Origin of the sequence: Streptomyces sp. NPDC088762, from assembly GCF_044750905.1 — a bacterium.
Taxonomy (GTDB): domain Bacteria; phylum Actinomycetota; class Actinomycetes; order Streptomycetales; family Streptomycetaceae; genus Streptomyces.
In genome coordinates this window covers 220,908-243,483 of record NZ_JBIVKT010000001.1, presented here as the reverse complement: position 1 = coordinate 243,483, position 22,576 = coordinate 220,908, and the positions used below count along the sequence as shown (strand labels likewise).

Here is a 22,576-nt window from a genome sequence, read left to right as displayed (position 1 = left end):
GCCAGGCCGAATAGACTGGCAAACACGAGCAGTCGCTCGCGTTTCTCCAGAATGCGAGCGACCTCTCGCGTTTGTCAATCACCCACGGGAAGCAAGGGGTTGGACATGCCGGGGACCGCCAAGGACAAATCCGCCCCGACCGCCGCAAAGAGCGACACCGAGGCAGCCGCCCCGCGCCGCCGCCAGGCGCGCGGCGAGCGCCGGATCAGCCAGCTCCTGGCCGCCGCCGCCGGGGTGTTCTGCCGTACCGGCTACGCGGCCGCCAGCACCAACGCCATCGCGCGCGAGGCCGGCGTGTCACCGGGCACGCTCTACCAGTTCTTCCCGAACAAGGAGGCCATCGCGATCGAGCTCGGCGGCCAGCTGCTCCACCGCGCGCAGGAGACGCACGGACAGGCCTTCCTGCCCGAGAACCTGCGCCGCCCGCTGCCCGAGCTGCTGGACGCCGTCCTGGACCCGCTCATCGCCTTCAACTGCGAGAACCCGGCCTTCTGGGCACTCATGCACGGCTCCGGCGTGCCCGGCATGACCCAGGAGCACGAGGAGCTGCACTCCGCCATGCGCGCGCGGGTCCGGCACGCCCTGAGCACCCTCAGCCCCGAGGCCGCGCCCGCCGACCTCACCCGCGTCTCGAACATGATCCTGGGCATCTTCAAGGCGTCCCTCGACCTGATCCTGGCCACCCCGGAGGGAGCCGAACGCGATGCGTACGTCGCGGAGCTGAAGACCGTCCTCCTGCGCTACCTGGAGCCGATGGTCACCACGACTCACTCGCCCTGACCCGCCGGGGCCGCCGCCCCCGCTCCCTCAGCCGCTGCCCCACCAGCGGGAACACCAGCACGGACAGCATCCCGGCGCCCACCAGCGCCGCCGCCTCCCCCGGCTCCACCTTCCCGTCCTCCACCCCGAGCGTGGTGATCGCCACCACCAGCGGCAGCGCGGTCGACCCGAAGAGCACCAGCGCCGAGCGCTCCCGCCGCGTCAGGTCGCGCGGCGCGAGCAGCCACATCGGCAGCCCCCGCACGACGAGGAAGAGCAGCAGGAACACCGGCAGCAGAAGGAGCTCCCACCCGCCCCCCAACAGCGCCTTCAGGTCGAACTCGATCCCGGTGACCACGTAGAACAGCGGCACCAGGAAGCCGAAACCCATGACCTCCACCTTCGACAGCACCGTCCCGCTGCTCTCCGGCGCGGCCCCCTGGAGCACCAGCCGGGTGATCAGCCCGGCCGCGAACGCACCCAGCAGGATGTCGAGCCCGAGCACCTGGGCCAGGGCCAGCATCGACACCAGCACCAGGACCACCAGCCGGACCGCGAACTGCGCGCTGCTGTGCAGGGTCTTGGCGATGACCGTCGAGAACCAGGGCGGCTTGGGGCGCAGCGCCCAGAACACCGCCGCCGCCGTGAGCACCGCGAATGCGGCCAGCAGCGCCGCCGACCGCCCCGGCGCCCGTCCGCTGAGCAACAGGGCCATGGCGATGACCGGGCCGAACTCACCGATCGCCCCCATCGCCATCATCACCGAGCCGAACCGGCTCTCCAGGTCCCCGGCGTCCCTCAGCACGGGCAGGATCGTGCCCAGCGCGGTACTGGTGAGCGCCGTGCCGACGTAGACGCCCTTGTCGAATGCGCCGCCGTGGGCGAGCAGGACCCCGGCCCCGAGGCCCAGCGCCAGCGCGGCCAGCCAGGCCCACAGCGACCGCTTGAGGGTGTCACCCTTGACCTGGTCGAACTGGATCTCGTAGCCGGCCAGGAAGATCAGCATGGCGAGGCCGAGCTTGCTCAGTACGTCGATCACCTGGCCGGTGTGGGCCCACCCGAGCACATCGGGGCCCACCAGGATGCCCAGCAGGATCTCGAAGACCACCAGGGGCACGGAGAGCCGGCGCGAGACCACGAAGGCGATCAGGGGTGCGACGACGGCGACGACCATGATCAGGACGAAGGTCCCCGGATGATCCATAAAGGCCATTTACGTACAGTTCGGCCAGAGCGGCCACTTCTGGGGGCGCCACCGGAAGAGAGGCCGCAGACACTCGCATTGATACCCCCTAGGGGTATAGTCTGGGAAGGGTCGGGAGGACGGTGGAGGAATCCACCGCTGCCGGCGACCGGACACGCACGCCTGAAGAGGAGAACGACATGACCGCCGAGACGGACACCCAGACCACCACCGTCTACCGGGTGACCGGCATGACCTGCGGGCACTGCGAGGGCGCGGTGACCAAGGAACTCACCGCCCTGCCGGGCGTCCGCTCGGTCAAGGCCGTCGCCGCGACCGGCGAGGTCACCGTGGTCTCCGCCGCCCCGCTCGCCGACGAGGACGTCCGCGCCGCGGTGGACGAGGCCGGCTACGAGCTCGCCGACGCCTGATCACCGGCGGCTCCGGCCGCACCCGCACGATTCGCACCACCCGCACCACCCGCAGTACCGCACCACCGCAGGACCCCGCCGGGCCGTTCCGGCCAGCTCATACTGGTTCCGTACGGCCCGGCCCGCCCCTCCCCCTGGAGCCGGAATGACCAGCACACTGCACGACGGGCCCATAGCGGCGGTCGAGCTCACGATCGGCGGGATGACCTGCGCCTCCTGCGCGGCCCGCATCGAGAAGAAGCTCAACCGGATGGACGGCGTCCAGGCCACCGTGAACTACGCCACCGAGAAGGCCAAGATCTCCTACAGCGGCGGCGTCCAGGTCGCCGACCTCATCGAGACCGTCGTGAAGACCGGCTACACCGCCGAGGAGCCCCCGCCGCCCGCCCCGGCCCTCGCGGCCGCCCCGGAAGGCGCCGGAGAGAGGGGGGAAGCCGACGCCCCCGACCGGGTGCTCGCCGCCCTGCACCGGCGGCTGCTCGTCTCCGCCGCCCTCGCCCTGCCCGTCGTGCTGCTCGCCATGGTCCCGGCCCTCCAGTTCGACAACTGGCAGTGGCTCTCGCTGACCCTCGCCGCCCCCGTGGTGGTCTGGGGCGGGCACTCCTTCCACCAGGCCGCCTGGACCAATGCCCGGCACGGCGCCGCCACCATGGACACCCTCGTCTCGGTCGGCACGCTCGCCGCCTTCGCCTGGTCGCTGTGGGCCCTGTTCTTCGGCCACGCCGGCATGCCCGGCATGCGGCACGGCTTCACCTTCTTCACGCTCCAGGGAGGCTCCCTCTCCCGCACCGACGGCTCCTCCACGATCTATCTCGAGGTCGCGGCGGGCGTCATCTGCTTCATCCTCCTCGGCCGCTACCTGGAGGCCCGCTCCAAGCGGAAGGCCGGGGCGGCCCTGCGGGCCCTGATGGAACTGGGCGCCAAGGACGTCGCCGTCCTGCGTGCGGGCCGCGAGGTCCGCATCCCGGTGAGCGCGCTCGCGGTCGGCGACCGGTTCGTCGTCCGCCCGGGCGAGAAGATCGCCACCGACGGCACGGTCGTGGAGGGCAGCTCCGCCGTGGACGCCTCCATGCTGACCGGAGAGTCCGTCCCCGTGGAGGTCGCGGTGGGCGACTCGGTCACCGGCGCCACCGTCAACGCCTCCGGCCGGCTGGTCGTCGAGGCCACCCGGATCGGCGCCGACACCCAGCTCGCCCGGATGGCCCGGATGGTCGAGGAGGCCCAGAACGGCAAGGCCGAGGTCCAGCGCCTCGCCGACCGGATCTCCGGCATCTTCGTACCCGTCGTCCTCGTCCTCGCGCTCGGCACCTGGATCACCTGGCTGCTGATCACCGGCAACCCCACCGCCGCCTTCACCGCCGCGGTGGCCGTCCTGATCATCGCCTGCCCGTGCGCCCTGGGCCTGGCCACGCCGACCGCGCTGATGGTCGGCACCGGCCGGGGCGCGCAGCTCGGCATCCTGATCAAGGGACCCGAGGTCCTGGAGTCCACCCGCCGCGTGGACACCGTCGTCCTGGACAAGACCGGGACCGTCACCACCGGCCGGATGACCCTGACCGGCGTGCACGCACGCCAGGGCGTCGAGGAAGCGGAACTCCTGCGCCTGGCCGGGGCCCTCGAGCACGCCTCCGAGCACCCGATCGCGCGCGCCGTCGCCACCGCCGCGGCCGCCGGGGCCGGCGCCCTGCCCGTCCCGGAGAACTTCGAGAACCGCGGCGGCCTCGGCGTTCAGGGGGTCGTCGACGGGCACGCCGTCCTGGTGGGCCGCGAGCAGCTGCTGTCCGACTGGTCGATCGATCTGCCGGCCGACCTGAAGGAGGCCAAGGCGGCCGCCGAGGCAGAGGGCGGCACCGCCGTCCTGGTGGCCTGGGACGGCGAGGCGCGCGGGGTGCTGACCGTGGCCGACGCGGTCAAGGAGACGAGCGCCGAGGCGGTCGCCCGGCTGCGGGCGCTGGGCCTGACCCCCGTCCTGCTGACCGGCGACCACCAGGCCGTCGCCGAGACGGTGGCCCGCGCCGTGGGCATCGACGAGGTGATCGCCGAGGTGCTTCCCCAGGACAAGGTCGACGTCGTGCGCCGCCTCCAGGCCCAGGGCCGTACGGTCGCCATGGTCGGCGACGGGGTCAACGACGCGGCCGCCCTGGCCCAGGCCGACCTGGGCCTGGCCATGGGCACCGGCACGGACGCGGCCATCGAGGCGGGCGACCTGACCCTCGTACGGGGGGACCTGCGGGTCGCGGCGGACGCGATCCGGCTGTCCCGCCGGACCCTGGCCACGATCAAGGGGAACCTGTTCTGGGCCTTCGGCTACAACGTGGCGGCCCTGCCGCTGGCGGCCGCCGGGCTGCTCAACCCGATGATCGCGGGGGCGGCCATGGCCTTCTCCTCGGTCTTCGTGGTGAGCAACAGCCTGCGGTTGCGCTCCTTCCGCTAGTGGGCTTCCTCCTCACCCTGCACACGTTTCCTTCACGGGAGACGCAGATCACAGTGATCGCAACGTAACCATTCGGGGTCGTCACGGGTCTAATGGGGCGATGCCAGGAACGTCTTGGGGGACGTTCCACGGAGGTCTTGGGGGACGTCCGGGGGCATCAGCCGGCCGGGACACGGGCCCGCGGGAAGCTTTGAGCGGCCTTCCCGACCCGAACGGGTCCCGGCAGACACCGACGCCCCGGCGCGGGTCCCGTGGGGGGAATCCGTTCCGGGGAAAGGAAAGCGCCCCGCCCGTCGACCCGTGGGGGGATCGACGGCGGGGCGCTTTTCGTACGCGCGGAGAGAGCCTCGGGTCAGCGGGCCTCGACCGGAACGAAGTCGCGCAGGACCTCGCCGGTGTAGATCTGGCGCGGACGGCCGATGCGGGAACCCGGCTCCTTGATCATCTCGTGCCACTGGGCGATCCAGCCGGGGAGGCGGCCGAGCGCGAAGAGCACGGTGAACATCTCGGTCGGGAAACCCATGGCCCGGTAGATCAGACCGGTGTAGAAGTCCACGTTCGGGTAGAGGTTGCGCTCGACGAAGTACTCGTCGGCCAGCGCGTGCTCTTCCAGCTTCAGCGCGATGTCGAGCAGCTCGTCGCTCTTGCCGAGCGCCGACAGGACATCGTGCGCCGCCGCCTTGATGATCTTCGCCCGGGGGTCGAAGCTCTTGTAGACGCGGTGCCCGAAGCCCATCAGGCGGACGCCGTCTTCCTTGTTCTTCACCTTGCGGATGAAGGCGTCGACGTCGCCGCCGTCGTTCTTGATGCCTTCGAGCATCTCCAGGACGGACTGGTTGGCGCCGCCGTGCAGCGGGCCCCACAGCGCGGAGATGCCGGCCGAGATCGAGGCGAACATGTTCGCCTGCGAGGAGCCGACCAGACGCACGGTGGAGGTCGAGCAGTTCTGCTCGTGGTCCGCGTGCAGGATCAGCAGCTTGTCGAGCGCGGAGACCACGACCGGGTCCAGGTCGTACTCCTGGGCCGGCACGGAGAAGGTCATGCGCAGGAAGTTCTCGACGTAGCCGAGGTCGTTGCGCGGGTAGACCACCGGGTGGCCGACCGACTTCTTGTACGCGTAGGCCGCGATCGTCGGGAGCTTGGCCAGCAGCCGGATCGTCGAGAGGTGGCGCTGCTTCTCGTCGAACGGGTTGTGGCTGTCCTGGTAGAACGTCGACAGCGCGCTGACCACGGAGGACAGCATCGCCATCGGGTGCGCGTCGCGCGGGAAGCCGTCGTAGAAGCGCTTGACGTCCTCGTGCAGCAGCGTGTGCTGGGTGATTTCGTTGCGGAACGACGCGAGCTGGTCGACGGTCGGCAGCTCACCGTTGATCAGCAGGTACGCGACCTCGATGAAGGTCGAACGCTCGGCCAGCTGCTCGATGGGGTAACCGCGGTAGCGCAGGATGCCCTGCTCACCGTCGAGGTAGGTAATCGCGGACTTGTAGGCCGCGGTGTTTCCGTAGCCGCTGTCCAGTGTGACGAGCCCGGTCTGGGCCCTCAGCTTCGAGATGTCGAAGCCCTGGTCACCGACGGTGCTCTCGACCACCGGGTAGGTGTATTCACCGTCCGCGTACCGGAGTACTACAGAGTTGTCGCTCACGTCATCCCTCACCGACGTAGTGCCTCTTCTTCGAGGTGCCCTGACTGCCTCTACCTTCCCCCATTTGGCGCAGGAGAGTGCACTCGGGGTCGGCCTTTGGTGCTTTTGACGGCACTCAGTGCCGTCAAGCTGCTCATCCTGCCCCCTCCACGCCGGTGGTGGAACCCCGAATGATCGATCATTTAGGTGATGTTTCCCACCGGCGTCCGGCCGGACAACCTGGCTGCCACCGCCGTGTACCTCCTGCCTGCGGAAACGGTACGCACCGCCTGGCCCAGGGCCTTGCGGGACCCGACCAGCACGACCAGTTTCTTCGCCCTGGTCACCGCCGTGTAGAGCAGATTTCGCTGGAGCATCATCCAGGCGCCGGTGGTGACCGGGATCACGACGGCCGGATATTCACTCCCCTGGGAGCGGTGGATGGTGACGGCGTACGCATGGGCCAGCTCGTCGAGCTCGGAGAACTCGTAGCCGATCTCCTCGTCCTCCTCGGTCCGGACCGTCAGGCGTTGTTCGTCGAGGTCGAGCCCGGTGACCACGCCGACCGTGCCGTTGAAGACACCGTTGGCCCCCTTCTCGTAGTTGTTCCGGATCTGCGTGACCTTGTCGCCGACCCGGAAGACCCGGCCGCCGAACCGCTTCTCCGGCAGGTCCGGCCGGGCGGGCGTCATGGCCTGCTGGAGCAGGCCGTTGAGGTTCCCGGCGCCCGCCGGGCCGCGGTGCATGGGGGCGAGCACCTGGACGTCCCGGCGCGGGTCGAGTCCGAACCTGGCCGGAATCCTCCGGGCCGCCACGTCCACGGCGAGCACTCCGGCCGCCTCGGTGTCCTCCTCCGGGAAGAGGAAGAAGTCCGGCAGCCCGTCGGTGATCGGCGGCACCCCGGTGTTGATCCGGTGGGCGTTGGTGACCACACCCGACTGCTGGGCCTGCCGGAAGATCCGGGTCAGCCGGACGGCGGGCACCGGGCCGCCCTCGGCCAGCAGGTCCCTCAGCACCTCCCCGGCGCCGACCGAGGGCAGCTGGTCCACGTCCCCCACCAACAGCAGGTGGGCCCCCGGCGCCACGGCCTTGACCAGCTTGTTCGCCAGCAGCAGGTCCAGCATCGAGGCCTCGTCCACCACGACCAGGTCGGCGTCCAGCGGTCTGTCCCGGTCGTACGCCGCGTCCCCGCCCGGTTTGAGCTCCAGCAGCCGGTGCACCGTGGAGGCCTCGGCGCCGGTCAGCTCGGCCAGCCGCTTCGCCGCCCGGCCGGTGGGCGCGGCCAGCACCACCTTGGCCTTCTTGGCCCGGGCCAGCTCGACGATCGAGCGCACCGTGAAGGACTTCCCGCAGCCGGGACCGCCGGTGAGGACGGCGACCCGGCGGGTCAGCGCCAGCTTGACCGCGTCCCGTTGCTCGGGGGCGAGCGTGGCCCCGGTCCGCCCGGCGAGCCAGCCCAGGGCCTTGTCCCAGTCCACGTCCTGGAAGCCCGGCATCCGGTCGTCCTCGGCACCGAGCAGCCGCCGCACCTGCCCCACCAGCGACAGCTCGGCCCGGTGGAAGGGCACCAGGTACACGGCGGTCAGCGGATCCGGACCGCCCTGCGGGTCCGGCACGGACTCCCGTACGACCCCCTCCGGGTCGGCGGCGAGCTCGGCCAGGCACTCGATGACCAGCCCGGTGTCCACCTGGAGCAGCTTGACCCCGTCGGCGATGAGCTTCTCCTCGGGGAGGAAGCAGTGCCCCTGGTCGGTGGACTGGGACAGGGCGTACTGGAGGCCGGCCTTGACCCGCTCCGGGCTGTCGTGCGGGATGCCGACGGCCTGGGCGATGCGGTCGGCGGTGAGGAAGCCGATGCCCCAGACGTCGGCCGCGAGCCGGTAGGGCTGGTTCTTCACCACCGAGATGGAGGCGTCGCCGTACTTCTTGTAGATGCGCACCGCGATGGAGGTGGAGACGCCGACCCCCTGGAGGAAGACCATGACCTCCTTGATCGCCTTCTGCTCCTCCCAGGCGGCGCCGATGAGTTTCGTGCGCTTGGGGCCGAGTCCGGGCACCTCGATCAGCCGCTTCGGCTCGCCCTCGATCACGTCGAGGGTGTCGGTGCCGAAGTGGTCCACGATCCGCTCGGCGATCCTCGGGCCGATGCCCTTGATCAGGCCGGACCCGAGGTAGCGGCGTATGCCCTGGATGGTCGCGGGCAGGACCGTGCGGTAGTTCTCCACGGTGAACTGCCTGCCGTACTGCGGGTGGGAGCCCCAGCGGCCCTCCATGCGCAGCGATTCGCCGGGCTGGGCGCCGAGCAGGGCGCCGACGACCGTCAGCAGGTCTCCCGCGCCGCGGCCGGTGTCGACGCGGGCGACGGTGTACCCGCTGTCCTCGTTGGCGTAGGTGATGCGTTCGAGCACCCCTTCGACCACCGCGAGTTGCACAGCCCCGTTCGTTGCCATGCCCCGAAGCTACCGCCTGGCTCCGACAGCTCGTCGGCCCTGTGGACAACCGGGGTGGCCAAGCGGCGTGGAGGCCGGGACGGAGAACGAGAAAGGGGTCCGGCCTCGCGGCCGGACCCCCTCACGGTTACCCCTCCCGTGTCGGACTTCCCGATCCCCCCAGATCCCCTCCCGGAAGTGCCGACGCACCATACGACCCGCAATCACCGTGGAGGGTTGCACCCGGATCCACAGCTTTGCCTTTCCATTACCCAACAGCCGTCCGAGGTGCCGCCAAATCAGTGCAGAAGTAGCGTTTCAGGCATGAGCGAATCTTCATTCCAGGACGACGTGCTGGGCGAACTCGGCGACGACAGGCTGTCCGAGATCGCGGGACTGCTCGGCACCGACACCGACGGCGCGCGCGCGACCGTCGCGCAGACGGTCGGCGCCATGACCGGCGACCTCCAGCAGAAGGCCGGCGCGGATGACGACGACGGAGTGGAGGTCCGCCAGGCCTTCGCCGAGGTGGCGGAGCCGCCGCTGCAGGGCGTGGCGACGTTCGGCGGCCTGGGCGGACTGCTCGGCGGCGGGATGATGGCCGGGGTGCTCGCCAAGGTGAGCAAGCCCGTGGCCAACGCCGTCTCGAAGAAGACCGGCATCCCCGCCCCCACCATCGCCCGGGTCATCGAGATGCTGATCCCGGTCCTGCTGGCGGTCTTCGCGAAGCGCGCGGCCGCCGGAAAGGGCACGGGCGCCGGCGCCCCGACACCCGGAGCGGCCCCGGGCGCCGACGGCGGCGGCCTCGGCGACCTGCTGGGCCAGATCCTCGGCGGCGGCAAGAAGTAACGCGGAGCAACCCGTACGGGCGAAGGGCGGCCCGGGTGGACGAACCGTCCCCCGGCGCCGCCCCCGCGCTATCCTCGGGGGCCATGGACATGCCCGAGGACTCCCCCGCCTGCCCGGTGATCCTGCGGGATCCGCAGCCCGGCGAGCTGGGCTGGATCGTGCAGCGGCACGGCGCGCTCTACGCCGCCGAATACGGCTGGAACGCGGAGTTCGAGGGCCTGGTGGCCCGGATCGTCGCGGACTTCGCCGAGGACCACGACCCGTATCTGGAGCGGGTCTGGATCGCCGAGCTGGACGGCCGCCCGGTGGGCTCGGTGATGTGCGTACGGGAGGACGGCTCGCCCGGCACCGCGCGGCTGCGCCTGCTCCTGGTGGACCCGGAGGGCCGCGGCCACGGCATCGGCACCCTGCTCGTGGACACCGTCGTCGCCTTCGCCCGCTCGGTGGGCTACCGCGAACTGGTGCTGTGGACCAACGACGTGCTGACCTCGGCCCGTTCGCTCTACCTGCACGCCGGATTCACCCTGGTCGCCGAGCGCCCGCACCGCTCGTACGGGGTCGACCTCATCGGGCAGGACTGGCGGCTGCCGCTGCAGGAGGACTCCCCGCGCTGACGCCCGAAGCGGCCCCCGTACGGTTCCCGGTGCGCGCGGGGGCCAGCGAGGTGAGCGCGACCCCGCCGACCAGGAGCACGGCGGCAAGCCAGCGCGGTCCAGAGACGGACTCCCCCAGGACCAGGGCGGCCGAGGACATCCCGAAGACCGGGACCAGCAGCGAGAACGGCGCCACCGCGGAGGCCGGGTAGCGGCGCAGCAGGTAGCCCCAGGCGCCGAAGCCGAAGACGGTGGAGATCCAGGCGACGTAACCGATGACGGCCGCCCCGGACCAGTCCAGGGACCGGAGCGCGGCCAGGTCCCGCTCGGGCCCCTCCAGCAGCAGCGAGAGCGCGAACAGCGGCAGCACCGGCACCGTGCACACCCACACCATGAAGTTCAGCGCGTCGGGCGGGGAGGCCCTGCGGGTCAGGACGTTGGAGATGCCCCAGCAGGCGGCGGCCGCGACGACCAGGACGAATCCGGTCACGGGCCCGGCGATACCGCGGTCCACGGCGGCGACACCGATGCCGGCCAGCGCCACGCCCATGCCCAGCATCCGCACCCGGCCGGGGCGTTCGCGCAGCACGAGGGCGGCGAGGACGGCGGTGAAGACGGCCTGGATCTGGAGCACCAGCGAGGACAGCCCGGCCGGCATGCCGGCGGCCATGCCCGTGAAGAGCAGGCCGAACTTGGCGATGCCGAGGGCCGCCCCGACCCCGAGGATCCACTTCCAGGCGACCTTGGGGCGCCCGACGAAGAACACGGCCGGCAGGGCGGCGACGAGGAAGCGCAGGGCGGACAGGAGCAGCGGCGGGAAGTGGCCGAGGCCGATTTCGATGACGACGAAGTTGAAGCCCCAGACGGCTGCGACGAGCACGGCGAGAGCGGTGTGTACGGGACGCATGATCCGAGCATCGGCGGCCCGACCGTGTAGCACCAGCGCGAATCCCTTCCGTGATGGATGAAGCGTTGCTTACGGATGAACGCGGGTGCCAGGATGGGCGCATGCTCGATCTCGCCCGGCTGCGCGCGCTGCACGCCGTCTCCGTCCACGGCTCGGTCGCGGGCGCCGCGGCCGCCCTCGGCTACACGCCCTCCGCGGTCTCGCAGCAGATCTCCAAGCTGGAGCGGGAGACCCGCACCACCCTCCTGGAGCGGCGCGGACGCGGGGTCGCCCTGACCGAGGAGGCCCGGCACCTGGCCGAAACGGCCCGGGAGTTGCTGGCCATCGTGGAGCGTGCCGAGACCACCCTGGAGGAGCGCCGCGGGCAGCCGAGCGGCCTGCTGACGGTGGCCGCCTTCGCCTCGGCGGCGCGCGGGCTGCTGCCGGGGGTGCTGGCCGATCTGGGCCGGCGGCATCCGGCACTCGACGTACGCCTGACCGAGGTGGATCCGCACCTGTCGGTGGACCTGGTGGCCCGGGGCGTCAGCGATCTGGCGGTGGCCCACGACTGGGACATCGCGCCGCTGCCCGCCCCCGAAGGCATCGAGCAGGCGGTGATCGGCGACGACCTCTGCGACCTGGTCGTGCCCGAGGGGCACCCGTTCACCGGGCGGCAGGTCATCCGCCGCGCCGATCTCGGCGGTGAGCGGTGGGTGTGCCAGCCGCCCGGCCGGGTCTGCCACGACTGGCTGGTCCGCACCCTGCGCACGGCCGGCTTCGAGCCCGACATCGCGCACGTGGCGGAGGAGAACCACACCATCGTCGCCCTGGTCGCGGCCGGGCTCGGGGTGGCGGTCGTCCCCCGGCTGGGGACGGGCGGGCTGCCGCCCGGCGCGGTGGCCGTACCCCTGGAGCCCGGGCCCGTACGCCGGCTGTACGCCCTGTGGCGGACCGGGGCCGCCCGCCGGCCGGCGATCACCGAGGCCGTCCGGGCCCTTCAGGAGCACTGGACCCGCCGGCAGCACTGACGGCGGGCGCCTGGGTGAAGGAACGGCGGTAGGCGCGGGGAGGCACCCCCCGGCGGCGTACGAACTGCTCGCGCAGGACGGCCGCGCTCCCGTAACCGACCCGCCGGGCGACCTCCTCCACCGGCAGGTCCGTGGTCTCCAGGAGCTCCTCGGCGCGGCTGAGGCGCAGGTTGAGGAGCCAGCTGTGGGGCGTGGTGCCGGTCGCGGCGGAGAAGCGGCGGGCGAAGGAGCGCCTGCTCATCAGGGCGCGCCGGGCCAGTTCCGCGACGGGGAGCGGTTCGTGGAGGTGCTCGCGGGCCCAGGCGAGGACCTCGGCCAGCCGCTCGTCGCGGCAGTCCTCGGGGACGGGGGCCGCGAGGTACTGGGCCTGCCCGCCGTCCCGGTGCGAGGGCAGCACCAGGTCGCGGGCGATGGCGTTCGCCGTGGCGGCGCCGTACTCCCGGCGCAGCAGGTGCAGGCAGAGGTCGAAGCCGGCGGCGGCCCCGGCCCCCGTGATGATCCGCCCCTCGTCGACGTACAGGGCGTCGGGGTCGACGCTGACGGCCGGGTGGCGGCCGGCCAGCAGGCCGGCGAACCGCCAGTGCGTGGTGGCCCGCCGGCCGTCGAGGAGCCCGGCGGCGGCGAGCGTGAACGCGCCGACGCAGTGCGCCGCCACCATGGCGCCCCGCTCGTGGGCGGCGCGCAGGGCGTCGAGGACGGCGGGCGGCGGGGGCGTGCGGAACTCCGCCCCGGGCAGGGCCAGTACGAGGTCGGCGGTGGCCAGGCGCTCCAGCCCGTGCGCGACGGCGAGCGGCACGCCGAGGTCGGTGTCGACCTGCCCGGGCCGGTCGGCGCACAGGGCGAAGTCGAAGCGGGGCAGCCCCTCGGGGCGGGGGCCGAACACCTCGGCGACGACACCCACCGCCAGCATCCCGACGGCGGAAGGCGCGTAGGCGGCCACACTCACGAAGGGAGGCATGCGGGCAGTGTGTCACGTGTGGCACGTTTCCTGCGATCGGTGGCAGTGCGGCCACTCGTGGCCGCCCGGTCCCGCCGGAAGGATGGGGGCATGACAGAGAGCCCGCTCGGCCGCAGCGCCGTGTACACCGTCCTGACCGCCGGCTACGTCGGCTCCACCGGCCCCGGGGTCGCCGCCACCGTCAGCTACGTCTCCGATGCCGGCCGGCACGTGATCTTCGACCCGGGGATGGTGGCCGACCGCGACCACATCCTCGGCCCGCTCGCCGCACTGGGCCTCGGCCCCGAGGACATCACCGACGTGGTGCTCAGCCACCACCACCCCGACAACACCGTCAACGCGGGCCTGTTCACCCGTGCCCGCGTCCACGACCACAAGGTGGAGTACCGGGGCGACCAGTGGACGAACCGGGACGCGGAGGGCTACGAGCTCACCCCTTCGCTGCGGCTGATCCGCACTCCGGGACACAGCACCGAGGACATCACCCTGCTCGCCGGCACGGACGCGGGTGTCGTGGCCTTCGCCGGCGACCTGTGGTGGCACGCGGACGGACCGGCGGACGATCCCGTGGCCCCGGACCGCGAACTGCTGCGCGCCTCGCGGCGGCGGGTACTGGCCGCAGCGGACGTGATCGTGCCGGGGCACGGCGCCCCGTTCGCGGCGGACGACGGCAACGTGCCGCTCTGAAGGAAACCGCTCTGAAGGAAGTCATCCGGGGGACCTCCCGAGTGTCCCGCCCACCCCGCCCCCGGCCCGGCAGTAGGGTCCGGCGCGTGCCGAACCACGCCTCCCGCCGGACCCTGCTCGCCGCGGCCGCCCTGGCCGCCGTCACGGCCACCGGGGCGTCCGGTGCCGCCGTGGGGCTGCGCCGCGCGCCCGACGACCGGCGCCCCGGCGACCTCGCGCCCGGCGGCCCTTCCACCCGGGCGCGGCTGCGCCGCCTGGTGGAGGGGATGAGCCTCGCCGAGAAGGTCGGGCAGCTCTTCGTGTCGCGGGCGTACGGGCATTCGGCGACCGACCCCGACCCGGCCGACGCCGAGCGCAACCAGTCGCTGTTCGGGGTGCGCACCGCCGCCGAGCTGGTCTCCCGCTACCACCTCGGCGGGGTCATCTACTTCGCCTGGGCCCACAACACCCGTACCCCGCACCAGATCGCCGAGCTGTCGGCCGGCCTCCAGCGGGCCGCCCTGGAAACCGGCGGCGGGATCCCGCTGCTGCTGTCCACCGACCAGGAGCACGGCATCATCGCCCGGATCGGCAAGCCGGCGACCCTGTTCCCGGGGGCGATGGCCCTCGGGGCCCTCGGCTCGACCGCCGACGCCCGCCGGGCCGCCCGGATCGCCGGGGCGGAGCTCGCGGCCATGGGCATCCGGCAGGACTACGCGCCGGTGGCCGACGTCAACGTGAACCCGGCCAATCCGGTCATCGGCGTACGGTCCTTCGGTGCCGACCCGGACGCGGTGGCGGCCCTGGTCGCGGCCCAGGTCCGCGGTTACCAGGGCGCCGGGGTGGCCGCGACCGCCAAGCACTTCCCGGGCCACGGGGACACCGAGACCGACAGCCATGTCGGGCTGCCGGTGATGCGGCACACCCGGGCCGTCTGGGAGGAGCTGGACGAGCCGCCGTTCCGGGCCGCGGTGGAGGCGGGGGTTGACGCCGTCATGACGGCGCACATCGTCTTCCCGGCGCTCGACCCCTCGGGGGATCCGGCGACCCTTTCGCGGCCCATCGTCACCGGGATCCTGCGCGAACGCCTGGGCTTCCGGGGGGTGGTGGTGACCGACGCCCTCGACATGGCCGGGGTCCGGCAGAAGTACGGTGACGACCGGGTGCCGGTACTGGCCCTGCTGGCGGGCTGCGACCAGCTGCTGAACCCGCCGGACCTGGGGCTCGCGCACCGCAGCGTGCTGGCGGCCGTCGAGGCGGGCGAACTGACGCAGGAGCGGATCGAGGAGTCGGTGCTGCGGATCCTGGAGCTGAAGGCGCGCCGGGGCCTGTTCGGCGGGGCCCCTCCCACGGCCGCGGAGGTGGACGCCACCGTCGGCATCCCGGAGCACCTGGAGGCCGCCGACGCGATCGCGGCCGGCACGACGACGGTGCTGGCCAATCCCGCCGGGCTGCTGCCGCTGGACGCCTCGGCGGGGCCCCGGCTGCTGGTCACGGGCACGGACCCGGTCTCCCCCAGCGGCACCACGGGACCTCCCACGACCGTGCTGGCCCGGGAGCTGACCGCGCTGGGCTGCAAGGCCGCGGTGGCGACGCCCGACCGGGCGGTGGCGGCCGCGGCCGGTCACGCGGCGGTGCTGGTGTGCACGTACAACGTCCCGGAGGGGGAGAGTCCGCAGCGCACCCTGGTGGCGGAGCTCGTCGCGACCGGTGTCCCGGTGATCGCGGTGGCCGTCCGCAACCCCTACGACGCGGCCCGTCTGCCGGCCTGCGCGGCGGAGGTGGCGACGTACTCCTGGACGGATGTGGAGATGCGGGCGGCGGCCCGGGTGCTCACCGGTGCGGTGCGCCCGTCCGGCCGCCTCCCGGTCCCGGTGCCGGGCCGCTACCCGCTGGGCCACGGGCTGACGTATTAGGGCGTCGGCCCGTGGCCCGGCTGGGCATTACGGCCGCAGCTGGGGCTCGCGCTCCAGGTCGACCTGGTCGAGCTGCGCGTCCGGCGCCGCCAGCGGCGCCGCCCGGCCCGCGTCGGCGAGCGCGGCGGCCGGGGCCACCCCGGCCCACTGGAGGATCTTCGCGGTCGCGAGGGCCTTCTCGCCGTCCAGGAGCTTGGCGACGTTGGCTCCGTGGTTGGCGCCCGGGGCGACCATCACGTAGCTGTCGCGCGTCCCGTAGCCGAGGTGGAACGGTTCGGCGCCCCACGGGTCGTTCTGGCCGTACACGAAGAGCATCTGGTGGGCGTTCTTGCGCACCCAGTTGTCCACGTCCCGCATGGCCGCCGGCTGGAAGGTCATGGGGATGTCGCGGGGCACGAAGTTGCGCGGCGGCTGGTAGCCGTAGCGGCTCAGGCCGTCCAGGTGCGGCTGCTTGATGTCCGGGGAGCCGAGCTGCGTACCCGCCTGGTAGTAGTACGGCGTGTACGTCTCCAGGCCCTGGTCGGCGTAGGCGGAGAAGCCGGAGATCGCGTCGACCGTGTCCCAGATCTCCTGGTCGGAGGCGGTGGCGGCGGTCGGGATGGCGGCGCAGTCCGCGAGCAGGCTGTACTGCCAGAAGGCCCACACGTAGTCGAGCACGACGGCCTCGTAGGCCTTGTCGAGGCTTCCGACGGTGGTGAAGGTCCAGCCGTTCTCGGCGGCGGCGGCCGCGTACTTGGCCTCGAGCGGCTCGCGGCGCACGAGGGCCTCGCGCTGCACCGCGTTCAGCTTGTCGCGGCACTCCTTGGTGCCGACCTTGGCGAAGAACCGGTCGTAGGCCGAGTCCTCGTTGTTGACGACGTCGTTGGGCGCGACGTAGGCGACGACGCCGTCCATGTCCTTCGGGTAGAAGCGCTCGAAGTACGTCGCCGTCATGCCGCCCTTGCTGCCGCCGGTGGCCAGCCAGTTCTTGGTGTAGATCTTCTTCAGGGCGGTGAAGATGCGGTGCTGGTCGCTGGCGGCCTGCCAGATGTCGAGGTTCGCCCAGTTGGCCGGGTCAGGGCGGGAGGGCGTGAAGAATCGATACTCCAGCGACACCTGGTTGCCGTCGACGATGGTCGTCGGCTCACTGCGGCGCGGGTTGGTGTTGACGTTGTAGCCGGAGGTGAAGAACACCGTCGGCCGCGAGACGTCCTTGTGCAGAAGGGTCAGGCGCTGCTTGAACGTGCCCTTCGACGGCTGCCGGTGGTCGACCGGCTGCTCGTAGTTCAATACGAAGAAGCGGTAGCCGGGGTACGGCTTCTCCTCTATCAGGCTCATGCCGGGAATGCCGAGGATCTGGTCCTTGATGTCCGCGGCGGCAGCCGGCTGAGCGGCGGTAGCCGCTTGCGCCGTGAAGCCGGCCGCGCCCATGGTGCCGATCAGCACCACGAGCGACAGCAGCCATCCGAGCGTCTTGCGCATTCACCCTCCCCTTGAGTTCACTTCGGTCGCCGTGAACCTAGCGGGGTCAACGCACTGCTGAACAGACCCAGTTGGGCCGTAGCCTCAGCAAAGGATCCAGCCGGACTCGGCAGATCCGGTTCCCACGCTCCCCTTTACATACACGCAGCGGTTGATCGCCCCCACGGTGACAGGACCGGCATACCGGGTGAATCGTCCGATATCGCTGATAGGAGCCCCGCCGCGCGGCTGGATGCTCACCGCCATCGGGCGCCGCTCCCCGGGCACGCGGGCCACGGCCATCGCGCAGGCCCGGGTGCGGCTCTTGTAGACGCGCACCTCGCCCGTGTCGAACGGCAGCGTCCGGGCCAGCCGGCCTCCGCAGCCGGCGCCCGCCGGCTGGGCCCCCGACGTGGTCCGTGCGGGCTGCGCCGCCTGCACCGCCTGGGCCGCGTGCGCGGACGGGGCCGCGAACAGCCCGCCGACACAGAGCCACAGCGCCGCCGCGAACACCCCCAGGGGTGCGGCCCACCGGCCGCACCTCCTCCACCCCTCCGCCATCCTGTCCCCCGATCCGTCGTACGTACAACGCGCCCCCGCACGTACGACTCCCGGGCCCGCCGGATGGTTGTGGCGGACGAGCCGCCGGCCCGCCGTCCCCCGTACGAGTGCATCCACAACCTCCCAGCGCGAGAGCGGGAGTTCGGGATCGACCGGACACTACGCTGGGTGATCACCGACCGCTCGCCGTAGCCGTGAAAGGCGCCCGCACATGATGAACGACCTGCTCGACCGCAAGCTGGAGCGCGCCTTCACGCACCTCGACGCCGACGGGAGCGGCGTGGTCGACGCCGACGACATCATCGCGCTGGGCTCGCGGCTGCTGTCGGCCCTCGCGGAGCCGGCCACCTCGCCGAAGGCGACGCTGGTGATGAGCGGGCTGGCCGACTTCTGGCAGGACCTCTTCACCGAGCTGGACATCGACCGGGACGGCAAGGTCACGCCCGAGGAGTACAAGCTGGGCATGACGCGGCTGTACGCGCAGGGCGGGCCCGCCTACGACCGCTCGTTCCGGCCGATGATCAAGGCGATCCTGACGGTCGTCGACACCGACGGGGACGAGCGCATCAGCCCCGAGGAGTTCCACAGGGCGCAGGAGGTCTTCAACCCGGAGCTGCGGCCCTCGGACGCCGAGGCGCTCTTCCGGCGGATCGACAAGGACGGGGACGGCACGCTGACCGTGGACGAACTCCTCGTCGCCGTCCGCGAGTACTACACGGGCACCGACGAGGACGCACCGGGCAACCTGCTCTTCGGCGAGCTCTGAGCGGCTGGAGCGAAGCGGGGGGCCGGGGTGCGGATCCCCCGGCTCCCCGGCCCCCCGTCGCGCTTCACGCGGCCGCGGCGGGCTCGTCCTCCCCGACGAAGGTGCGCCACAGCTCGGCATACCGGCCGCCATGCGCCAGGAGTTCGGCGTGCGTGCCGTCCTCCACGACCCGGCCGCGGTCCATGACCACGACCCGGTCGGCGCGGGCCGCGGTGGTGAGCCGGTGCGCGACCACGAGGGTGGTGCGCTTGCCCGCGAGCCGTTCGGTGGCCTGGTTGACCTGGGCCTCGGTGGCCAGGTCGAGCGCGGCGGTGGCCTCGTCGAGCAGCAGCACGTCCGGGTCGACGAGCTCGGCGCGGGCCAGCGCGATCAGCTGGCGCTGCCCGGCGGAGAGGTTGCGGCCGCGCTCGGCGACGGTGTGCAGGTAGCCGCCGTCGAGGGTGGCGACCATGTCGTGGGCGCCGACCGCGCGGGCGGCCGCCTCCACCTCGGCGTCGCTCGCGTCGGGACGTCCGTAGGCGATGGCGTCGCGGACGGTCCCCGGGAACAGGTACGGCTCCTGCGGGACGACGCCGAGGCGGTGGCGGTACGCCGTGAGGTCGAGCTCGCGCAGGTCGGTGCCGTCGGCCGTGACCCGGCCGGAGGTCGGATCGTAGAACCGGGCCACCATCTTGACCAGAGTGGACTTGCCGGCTCCGGTCTCGCCCACGAAGGCGACGGTCTGGCCCGCGGGTATCCGCAGGGTGATTCCGGCCAGCGCCTCTCCCTTCTCCCCCCGCTCCTCGGCGGTCCCGTACTGGAAGCGGACGTCCTCGAAGGCGATCTCCCCGCGCAGCTCCGGAACCGCCACGGGGGTGGCGGAGCGCGGGGTGGTGGTCGGCTCGCGCAGCAGCCCCTGGATGCGGCCGAGGGAGACGGTGGCCTGCTGGTAGCCGTCGAAGACCTGGGACAGCTGCTGGACGGGGGCGAAGAACAGGTCGATGTAGAGCAGGTACGCGACCAGCGCGCCGGTGGTGAGCGTCCCCGCCTCCACCCGGCCCGCGCCGACGATCAGCACGGCGGCGGCCGCGGCCGAGGACAGCAGCTGGACGAAGGGGAAGTAGACGGATATCAGCCACTGCCCGCGGACCCGGGCCGAGCGGTACGAGTCGCTGCGCTCCGCGAAGCGGACGGCTCCGGACCGCTCGCGGCGGAAGGCCTGGACGATCCGGAGCCCGGCGACGGACTCCTGGAGGTCGGCGTTCACCAGGCTGACCCGGTCGCGGGCGAGCTCGTACGCGGCGACCGACTTGCGGCGGAAGACGATCGTGCCGAGCACCAGCAGGGGCAGGGTGGCGAAGACGATCAGCGCGAGCTCGACGTCGAGGACGAGCAGGGCGATCAGGATGCCGAAGAAGGTGAAGACGGAGACGACGGCGGTGACGAGCCCGGTCTGCAGGAACGTCGACAGGGCGTCCACATCGGTGGTCATCCGGGTCATGATCTTGCCGGTCAGCTCGCGCTCGTAGTAGTCGAGGCCGAGACGCTGGAGCTGGGCGAAGATCTTGACGCGCAGCGCGTACAGCACGCGCTCGCCGGTACGGCCCGTCATCCGGGTCTCGGCGAACTGCGCGGCCCACTGCGCGACGACCACCGCGAGCGCGAGGCCCGCGGCCACCCAGACGGCGCCGAGCGCGACCTGCTCCACGCCCTGGTCGATGCCGTGCCGGATGAGGATCGGCAGCAGCAGTCCGGAACCGGCGTCGACGGCGACGAGGCCGAGGCTGATGGCGAGCGGCGCCCAGAAACCGCGGAGCAGGCGGCGCAGGCCGTAGCTCTCCTCGGCCGCCGAGGCGCGGGTCTCGTCCACGTCCGGGGTGTCGTCGGCGGGCGGCAGCGCCGCCACCTGGGCCAGGAGTTCGGGGGTGGCCGGCATGCCGGGGACGGCCGCGGGCACGCCGGAGGCGGCGCTGTCGGACTCGTCCTGGCGCCGCCAGAGCTCGGGGGTGATCCCGCCCGCGACCCGGCGCTTGGCGTTGACGGGCTCGGAGTCGATCTCGGCTTCGAGCTCGATGTCCCGCTCGATGTCGCGCTCGAACTCGGCCATCGCGGCCGCCGCGTCGGGGGTGCGCGGCGAGCCGGCCCCGAGGGCGTCCGGGTCGGTGAGCAGCCGCCGGTACAGGGGGGACCTGCGCTCCAGCTCCTCGTGCGTGCCGATGTCGGCGAGCCGCCCGTGTTCGAGTACGGCGATCCGGTCGGCGAGCGCGAGGGTGGAGCGGCGGTGGGCGATGAGGAGGGTGGTGCGGCCGGCCATGACCGCGCGCAGCGCCTCGTGGATCTCGTGCTCGACCCGGGCGTCGACCGCGGAGGTGGCGTCGTCGAGGAGGAGCAGGCGGGGGTCGGTGAGGATGGCGCGGGCCAGCGCGATGCGCTGGCGCTGGCCGCCGGAGAGGGTGAGCCCCTGCTCGCCGACCTTGGTGTCGTACCCGGCGGGCAGCGCCTCGATGAACCCCTCCGCCTGCGCGGCCCGGGCGGCGGCGCGTATCTGCTCCTCGCCGGCCTCGGGGTGCCCGTAGGAGAGGTTGGCGCGGATGGTGTCGGAGAAGAGGAAGGAGTCCTCGGGCACCAGCCCGATGGCGTCGCGCAGGGAGCCGTAGGTCAGCTCGCGGACGTCGTGGCCTCCGATGCGGACGGCGCCGTGGTCGGCGTCGTAGAAGCGCGGCAGGAGGAGCGCGAGGGTGGACTTGCCGCTGCCGGAGGAGCCGACGACGGCGACGGTCTCCCCCTCCGCGAGGGAGAGCGAGAACCCGTCGAGGACGGGCCGCTCGGGGTCGTACCCGAAGCGGACGTCGTCGAACTCGACGGTCGCGGGCGCGCCCGCGGGCAGCTCGTGCGTGCCCTCCTGGATCACGGGCTCGGTGTCGATGAGCTCGAAGACCCGCTCGACGCCCGCGCGGGCCTGCTGGCCGACGGTGAGGACCATGGCGAGCATGCGGACGGGGCCGACCAACTGGGCGAGGTAGGTGGAGAAGGCGACGAAGGTGCCGAGGGTGACCTGCCCCCGGGTGGCCATCCAGCCGCCGAGCGCCAGCATGGCGACCTGCCCGAGGGCGGGCACGGCCTGCAGGGCGGGGGTGTAGCGCGAGTTCAGCCGGATGGCCCGCATCCGCCCGGCGAAGAGCCCGCGGCCGGCGGTGCGCAGCTTGGCGGTCTCCTGCTCCTCCTGCCCGAAGCCCTTGACGACGCGGACGCCGGTGACGGCGCCGTCGACGACGGTCGCGACGGCGGCGGCCTGGCCCTGGGCCCACCAGGTGGCGGGGAAGAGCTTCTTGCGGCTGCGTTTGGCGATGAACCAGAGGGCGGGGGCCATCAGCAGCGCGACGAGGGTCAGCAGGGGGGACAGCGCCAGCATGATCCCGAGCGATATGCCGAAGAGCAGGAAGTTGCCGATGGTCATCGGCAGCATGAAGAGCAGGCCCTGGATCAGCTGGAGGTCACTGGTGGCCCGCCCGACCACCTGCCCGGTGGACAGCTCGTCCTGGCGCCGCCCGTCGAGGCGGGTGATGGCGTCGTACATGTCGGTGCGCAGGTCGTGCTGCACGTCGAGGGCGAGCCGGCCGCCGTAGTACCTGCGTATGTAGGTGAGCAGGTAGACCAGGACGGCCGCGCCTATGAGCATCCCGGCCCAGGGCCCCATGGGCTTGGACTTGTCCCCGATGACGTCGTCGAGGATCACCTTGGTGACGAGCGGTACGAGCGCCATGACGGCCATGCCGGCCAGCGAGGACCCGAGCGCGAGCAGCACGTTCAGCTTGTACCGCCAGGTATAGGCGGTCAGCCTCCTGGCCCACCCCTGTTTCTCCGCCGCCGCCACGTGGTGCCTCCCCGTTCGTCCTGTCCTGCCGGAAGCCCCAACGCCCCGACCGGCGGATTTCATCCCGCCGCAACAATTCGAACGTGTACGCCGAGCGGCTCCGGCGCACGCGGGGAGCGCCGGGACATGGGCCGGGCGGGTACACCCGCTGGTTCAGCCGGGTGGTCCGCGCCCGGGTGCGGGCGGGGGGAGCGGCGAACAGA

The 22,576-nt window shown here is 72.2% G+C and carries 16 protein-coding genes and 1 pseudogene; 9 read left to right on the top strand and 8 right to left on the bottom strand.

Annotated elements, in window-relative coordinates:
- Positions 1–105: 105 nt before the first annotated feature.
- Positions 106–780, top strand: a complete 675-nt coding sequence (locus ACIP5M_RS01130; RefSeq protein WP_401190571.1) for a TetR/AcrR family transcriptional regulator — start codon at positions 106–108, stop codon at positions 778–780.
- On the opposite strand, the gene ACIP5M_RS01125 is transcribed toward ACIP5M_RS01130, so the two are convergent.
- Complete coding sequence (locus ACIP5M_RS01125) at positions 758–1,963, bottom strand: cation:proton antiporter (RefSeq protein WP_401191816.1); 1,206 nt, start codon at positions 1,961–1,963, stop codon at positions 758–760. The two genes, ACIP5M_RS01130 and ACIP5M_RS01125, sit on opposite strands and share 23 nt — an antisense overlap.
- 179 nt (positions 1,964–2,142) lie before the next feature.
- Here ACIP5M_RS01125 and ACIP5M_RS01120 point away from each other — a divergent pair, with 179 nt between their 5' ends.
- Together ACIP5M_RS01120 and ACIP5M_RS01115 are read left to right on the top strand one after the other, a co-directional pair.
- Positions 2,143–2,373: a heavy-metal-associated domain-containing protein gene (locus tag ACIP5M_RS01120; RefSeq protein WP_401190570.1), complete on the top strand. Its 231-nt coding sequence runs from the start codon at positions 2,143–2,145 to the stop codon at positions 2,371–2,373.
- A 145-nt stretch (positions 2,374–2,518) separates the two neighbouring features.
- Positions 2,519–4,807, top strand: coding sequence for a heavy metal translocating P-type ATPase (locus tag ACIP5M_RS01115; protein ID WP_401190568.1), 2,289 nt, complete (start codon positions 2,519–2,521; stop codon positions 4,805–4,807).
- A 352-nt stretch (positions 4,808–5,159) separates the two neighbouring features.
- On the opposite strand, the gene ACIP5M_RS01110 is transcribed toward ACIP5M_RS01115, so the two are convergent.
- Together ACIP5M_RS01110 and ACIP5M_RS01105 are read right to left on the bottom strand one after the other, a co-directional pair.
- The gene (locus tag ACIP5M_RS01110) at positions 5,160–6,449 is read right to left on the bottom strand and encodes a citrate synthase (RefSeq protein WP_048479416.1); all 1,290 of its coding nucleotides are present in this window, start codon (positions 6,447–6,449) and stop codon (positions 5,160–5,162) included.
- Positions 6,450–6,631: 182 nt separating this feature from the next.
- Positions 6,632–8,878: an ATP-dependent RecD-like DNA helicase gene (locus ACIP5M_RS01105; protein ID WP_401190566.1), complete on the bottom strand. Its 2,247-nt coding sequence runs from the start codon at positions 8,876–8,878 to the stop codon at positions 6,632–6,634.
- A gap of 303 nt (positions 8,879–9,181) precedes the next feature.
- Here ACIP5M_RS01105 and ACIP5M_RS01100 point away from each other — a divergent pair, with 303 nt between their 5' ends.
- Entirely contained in the window at positions 9,182–9,706 is a 525-nt protein-coding gene (locus ACIP5M_RS01100; protein ID WP_401190565.1) for a DUF937 domain-containing protein, read from the top strand.
- A 116-nt stretch (positions 9,707–9,822) separates the two neighbouring features.
- A pseudogene (locus ACIP5M_RS01095) lies at positions 9,823–10,320 on the top strand (GNAT family N-acetyltransferase); the annotation flags it as partial.
- Here ACIP5M_RS01095 and ACIP5M_RS01090 read toward each other — a convergent pair.
- Positions 10,271–11,206 carry an EamA family transporter gene (locus ACIP5M_RS01090; RefSeq protein WP_401190563.1) on the bottom strand — a complete coding sequence of 312 codons (936 nt, stop codon included), beginning with the start codon at positions 11,204–11,206 and terminating at the stop codon, positions 10,271–10,273. The pseudogene ACIP5M_RS01095 and the gene ACIP5M_RS01090 sit on opposite strands and share 50 nt — an antisense overlap.
- A gap of 101 nt (positions 11,207–11,307) precedes the next feature.
- On the opposite strand from ACIP5M_RS01090, the gene ACIP5M_RS01085 reads away from it, so the two are divergent.
- Positions 11,308–12,213, top strand: coding sequence for a LysR substrate-binding domain-containing protein (locus tag ACIP5M_RS01085; protein ID WP_401190562.1), 906 nt, complete (start codon positions 11,308–11,310; stop codon positions 12,211–12,213).
- Here ACIP5M_RS01085 and ACIP5M_RS01080 read toward each other — a convergent pair.
- The gene (locus tag ACIP5M_RS01080; protein ID WP_401190560.1) at positions 12,161–13,171 is read right to left on the bottom strand and encodes a GlxA family transcriptional regulator; all 1,011 of its coding nucleotides are present in this window, start codon (positions 13,169–13,171) and stop codon (positions 12,161–12,163) included. The genes ACIP5M_RS01085 and ACIP5M_RS01080 overlap by 53 nt on opposite strands.
- Before the next feature lie 90 nt (positions 13,172–13,261).
- On the opposite strand from ACIP5M_RS01080, the gene ACIP5M_RS01075 reads away from it, so the two are divergent.
- Positions 13,262–13,858 (top strand): MBL fold metallo-hydrolase, encoded by a 597-nt coding sequence (locus tag ACIP5M_RS01075; protein ID WP_401190558.1) that lies wholly within the window; start codon positions 13,262–13,264, stop codon positions 13,856–13,858.
- An 86-nt stretch (positions 13,859–13,944) separates the two neighbouring features.
- Complete coding sequence (locus tag ACIP5M_RS01070; protein ID WP_401190556.1) at positions 13,945–15,753, top strand: glycoside hydrolase family 3 protein; 1,809 nt, start codon at positions 13,945–13,947, stop codon at positions 15,751–15,753.
- Positions 15,754–15,780: 27 nt separating this feature from the next.
- Here ACIP5M_RS01070 and ACIP5M_RS01065 read toward each other — a convergent pair whose 3' ends face one another.
- Together ACIP5M_RS01065 and ACIP5M_RS01060 are read right to left on the bottom strand one after the other, a co-directional pair.
- Complete coding sequence (locus ACIP5M_RS01065; RefSeq protein ID WP_401190554.1) at positions 15,781–17,214, bottom strand: S28 family serine protease; 1,434 nt, start codon at positions 17,212–17,214, stop codon at positions 15,781–15,783.
- 84 nt (positions 17,215–17,298) lie between these two features.
- Positions 17,299–17,754 carry a hypothetical protein gene (locus ACIP5M_RS01060; protein WP_401190553.1) on the bottom strand — a complete coding sequence of 152 codons (456 nt, stop codon included), beginning with the start codon at positions 17,752–17,754 and terminating at the stop codon, positions 17,299–17,301.
- A 211-nt stretch (positions 17,755–17,965) separates the two neighbouring features.
- Here ACIP5M_RS01060 and ACIP5M_RS01055 point away from each other — a divergent pair, with 211 nt between their 5' ends.
- A complete protein-coding gene (locus tag ACIP5M_RS01055) occupies positions 17,966–18,520 on the top strand; it encodes an EF-hand domain-containing protein (RefSeq protein ID WP_401190551.1) in 555 nt (184 codons plus the stop codon).
- A gap of 64 nt (positions 18,521–18,584) precedes the next feature.
- On the opposite strand, the gene ACIP5M_RS01050 is transcribed toward ACIP5M_RS01055, so the two are convergent.
- Positions 18,585–22,373: an ABC transporter ATP-binding protein gene (locus tag ACIP5M_RS01050; RefSeq protein WP_401190550.1), complete on the bottom strand. Its 3,789-nt coding sequence runs from the start codon at positions 22,371–22,373 to the stop codon at positions 18,585–18,587.
- Between the last annotated feature and the right edge of the window lie 203 nt (positions 22,374–22,576).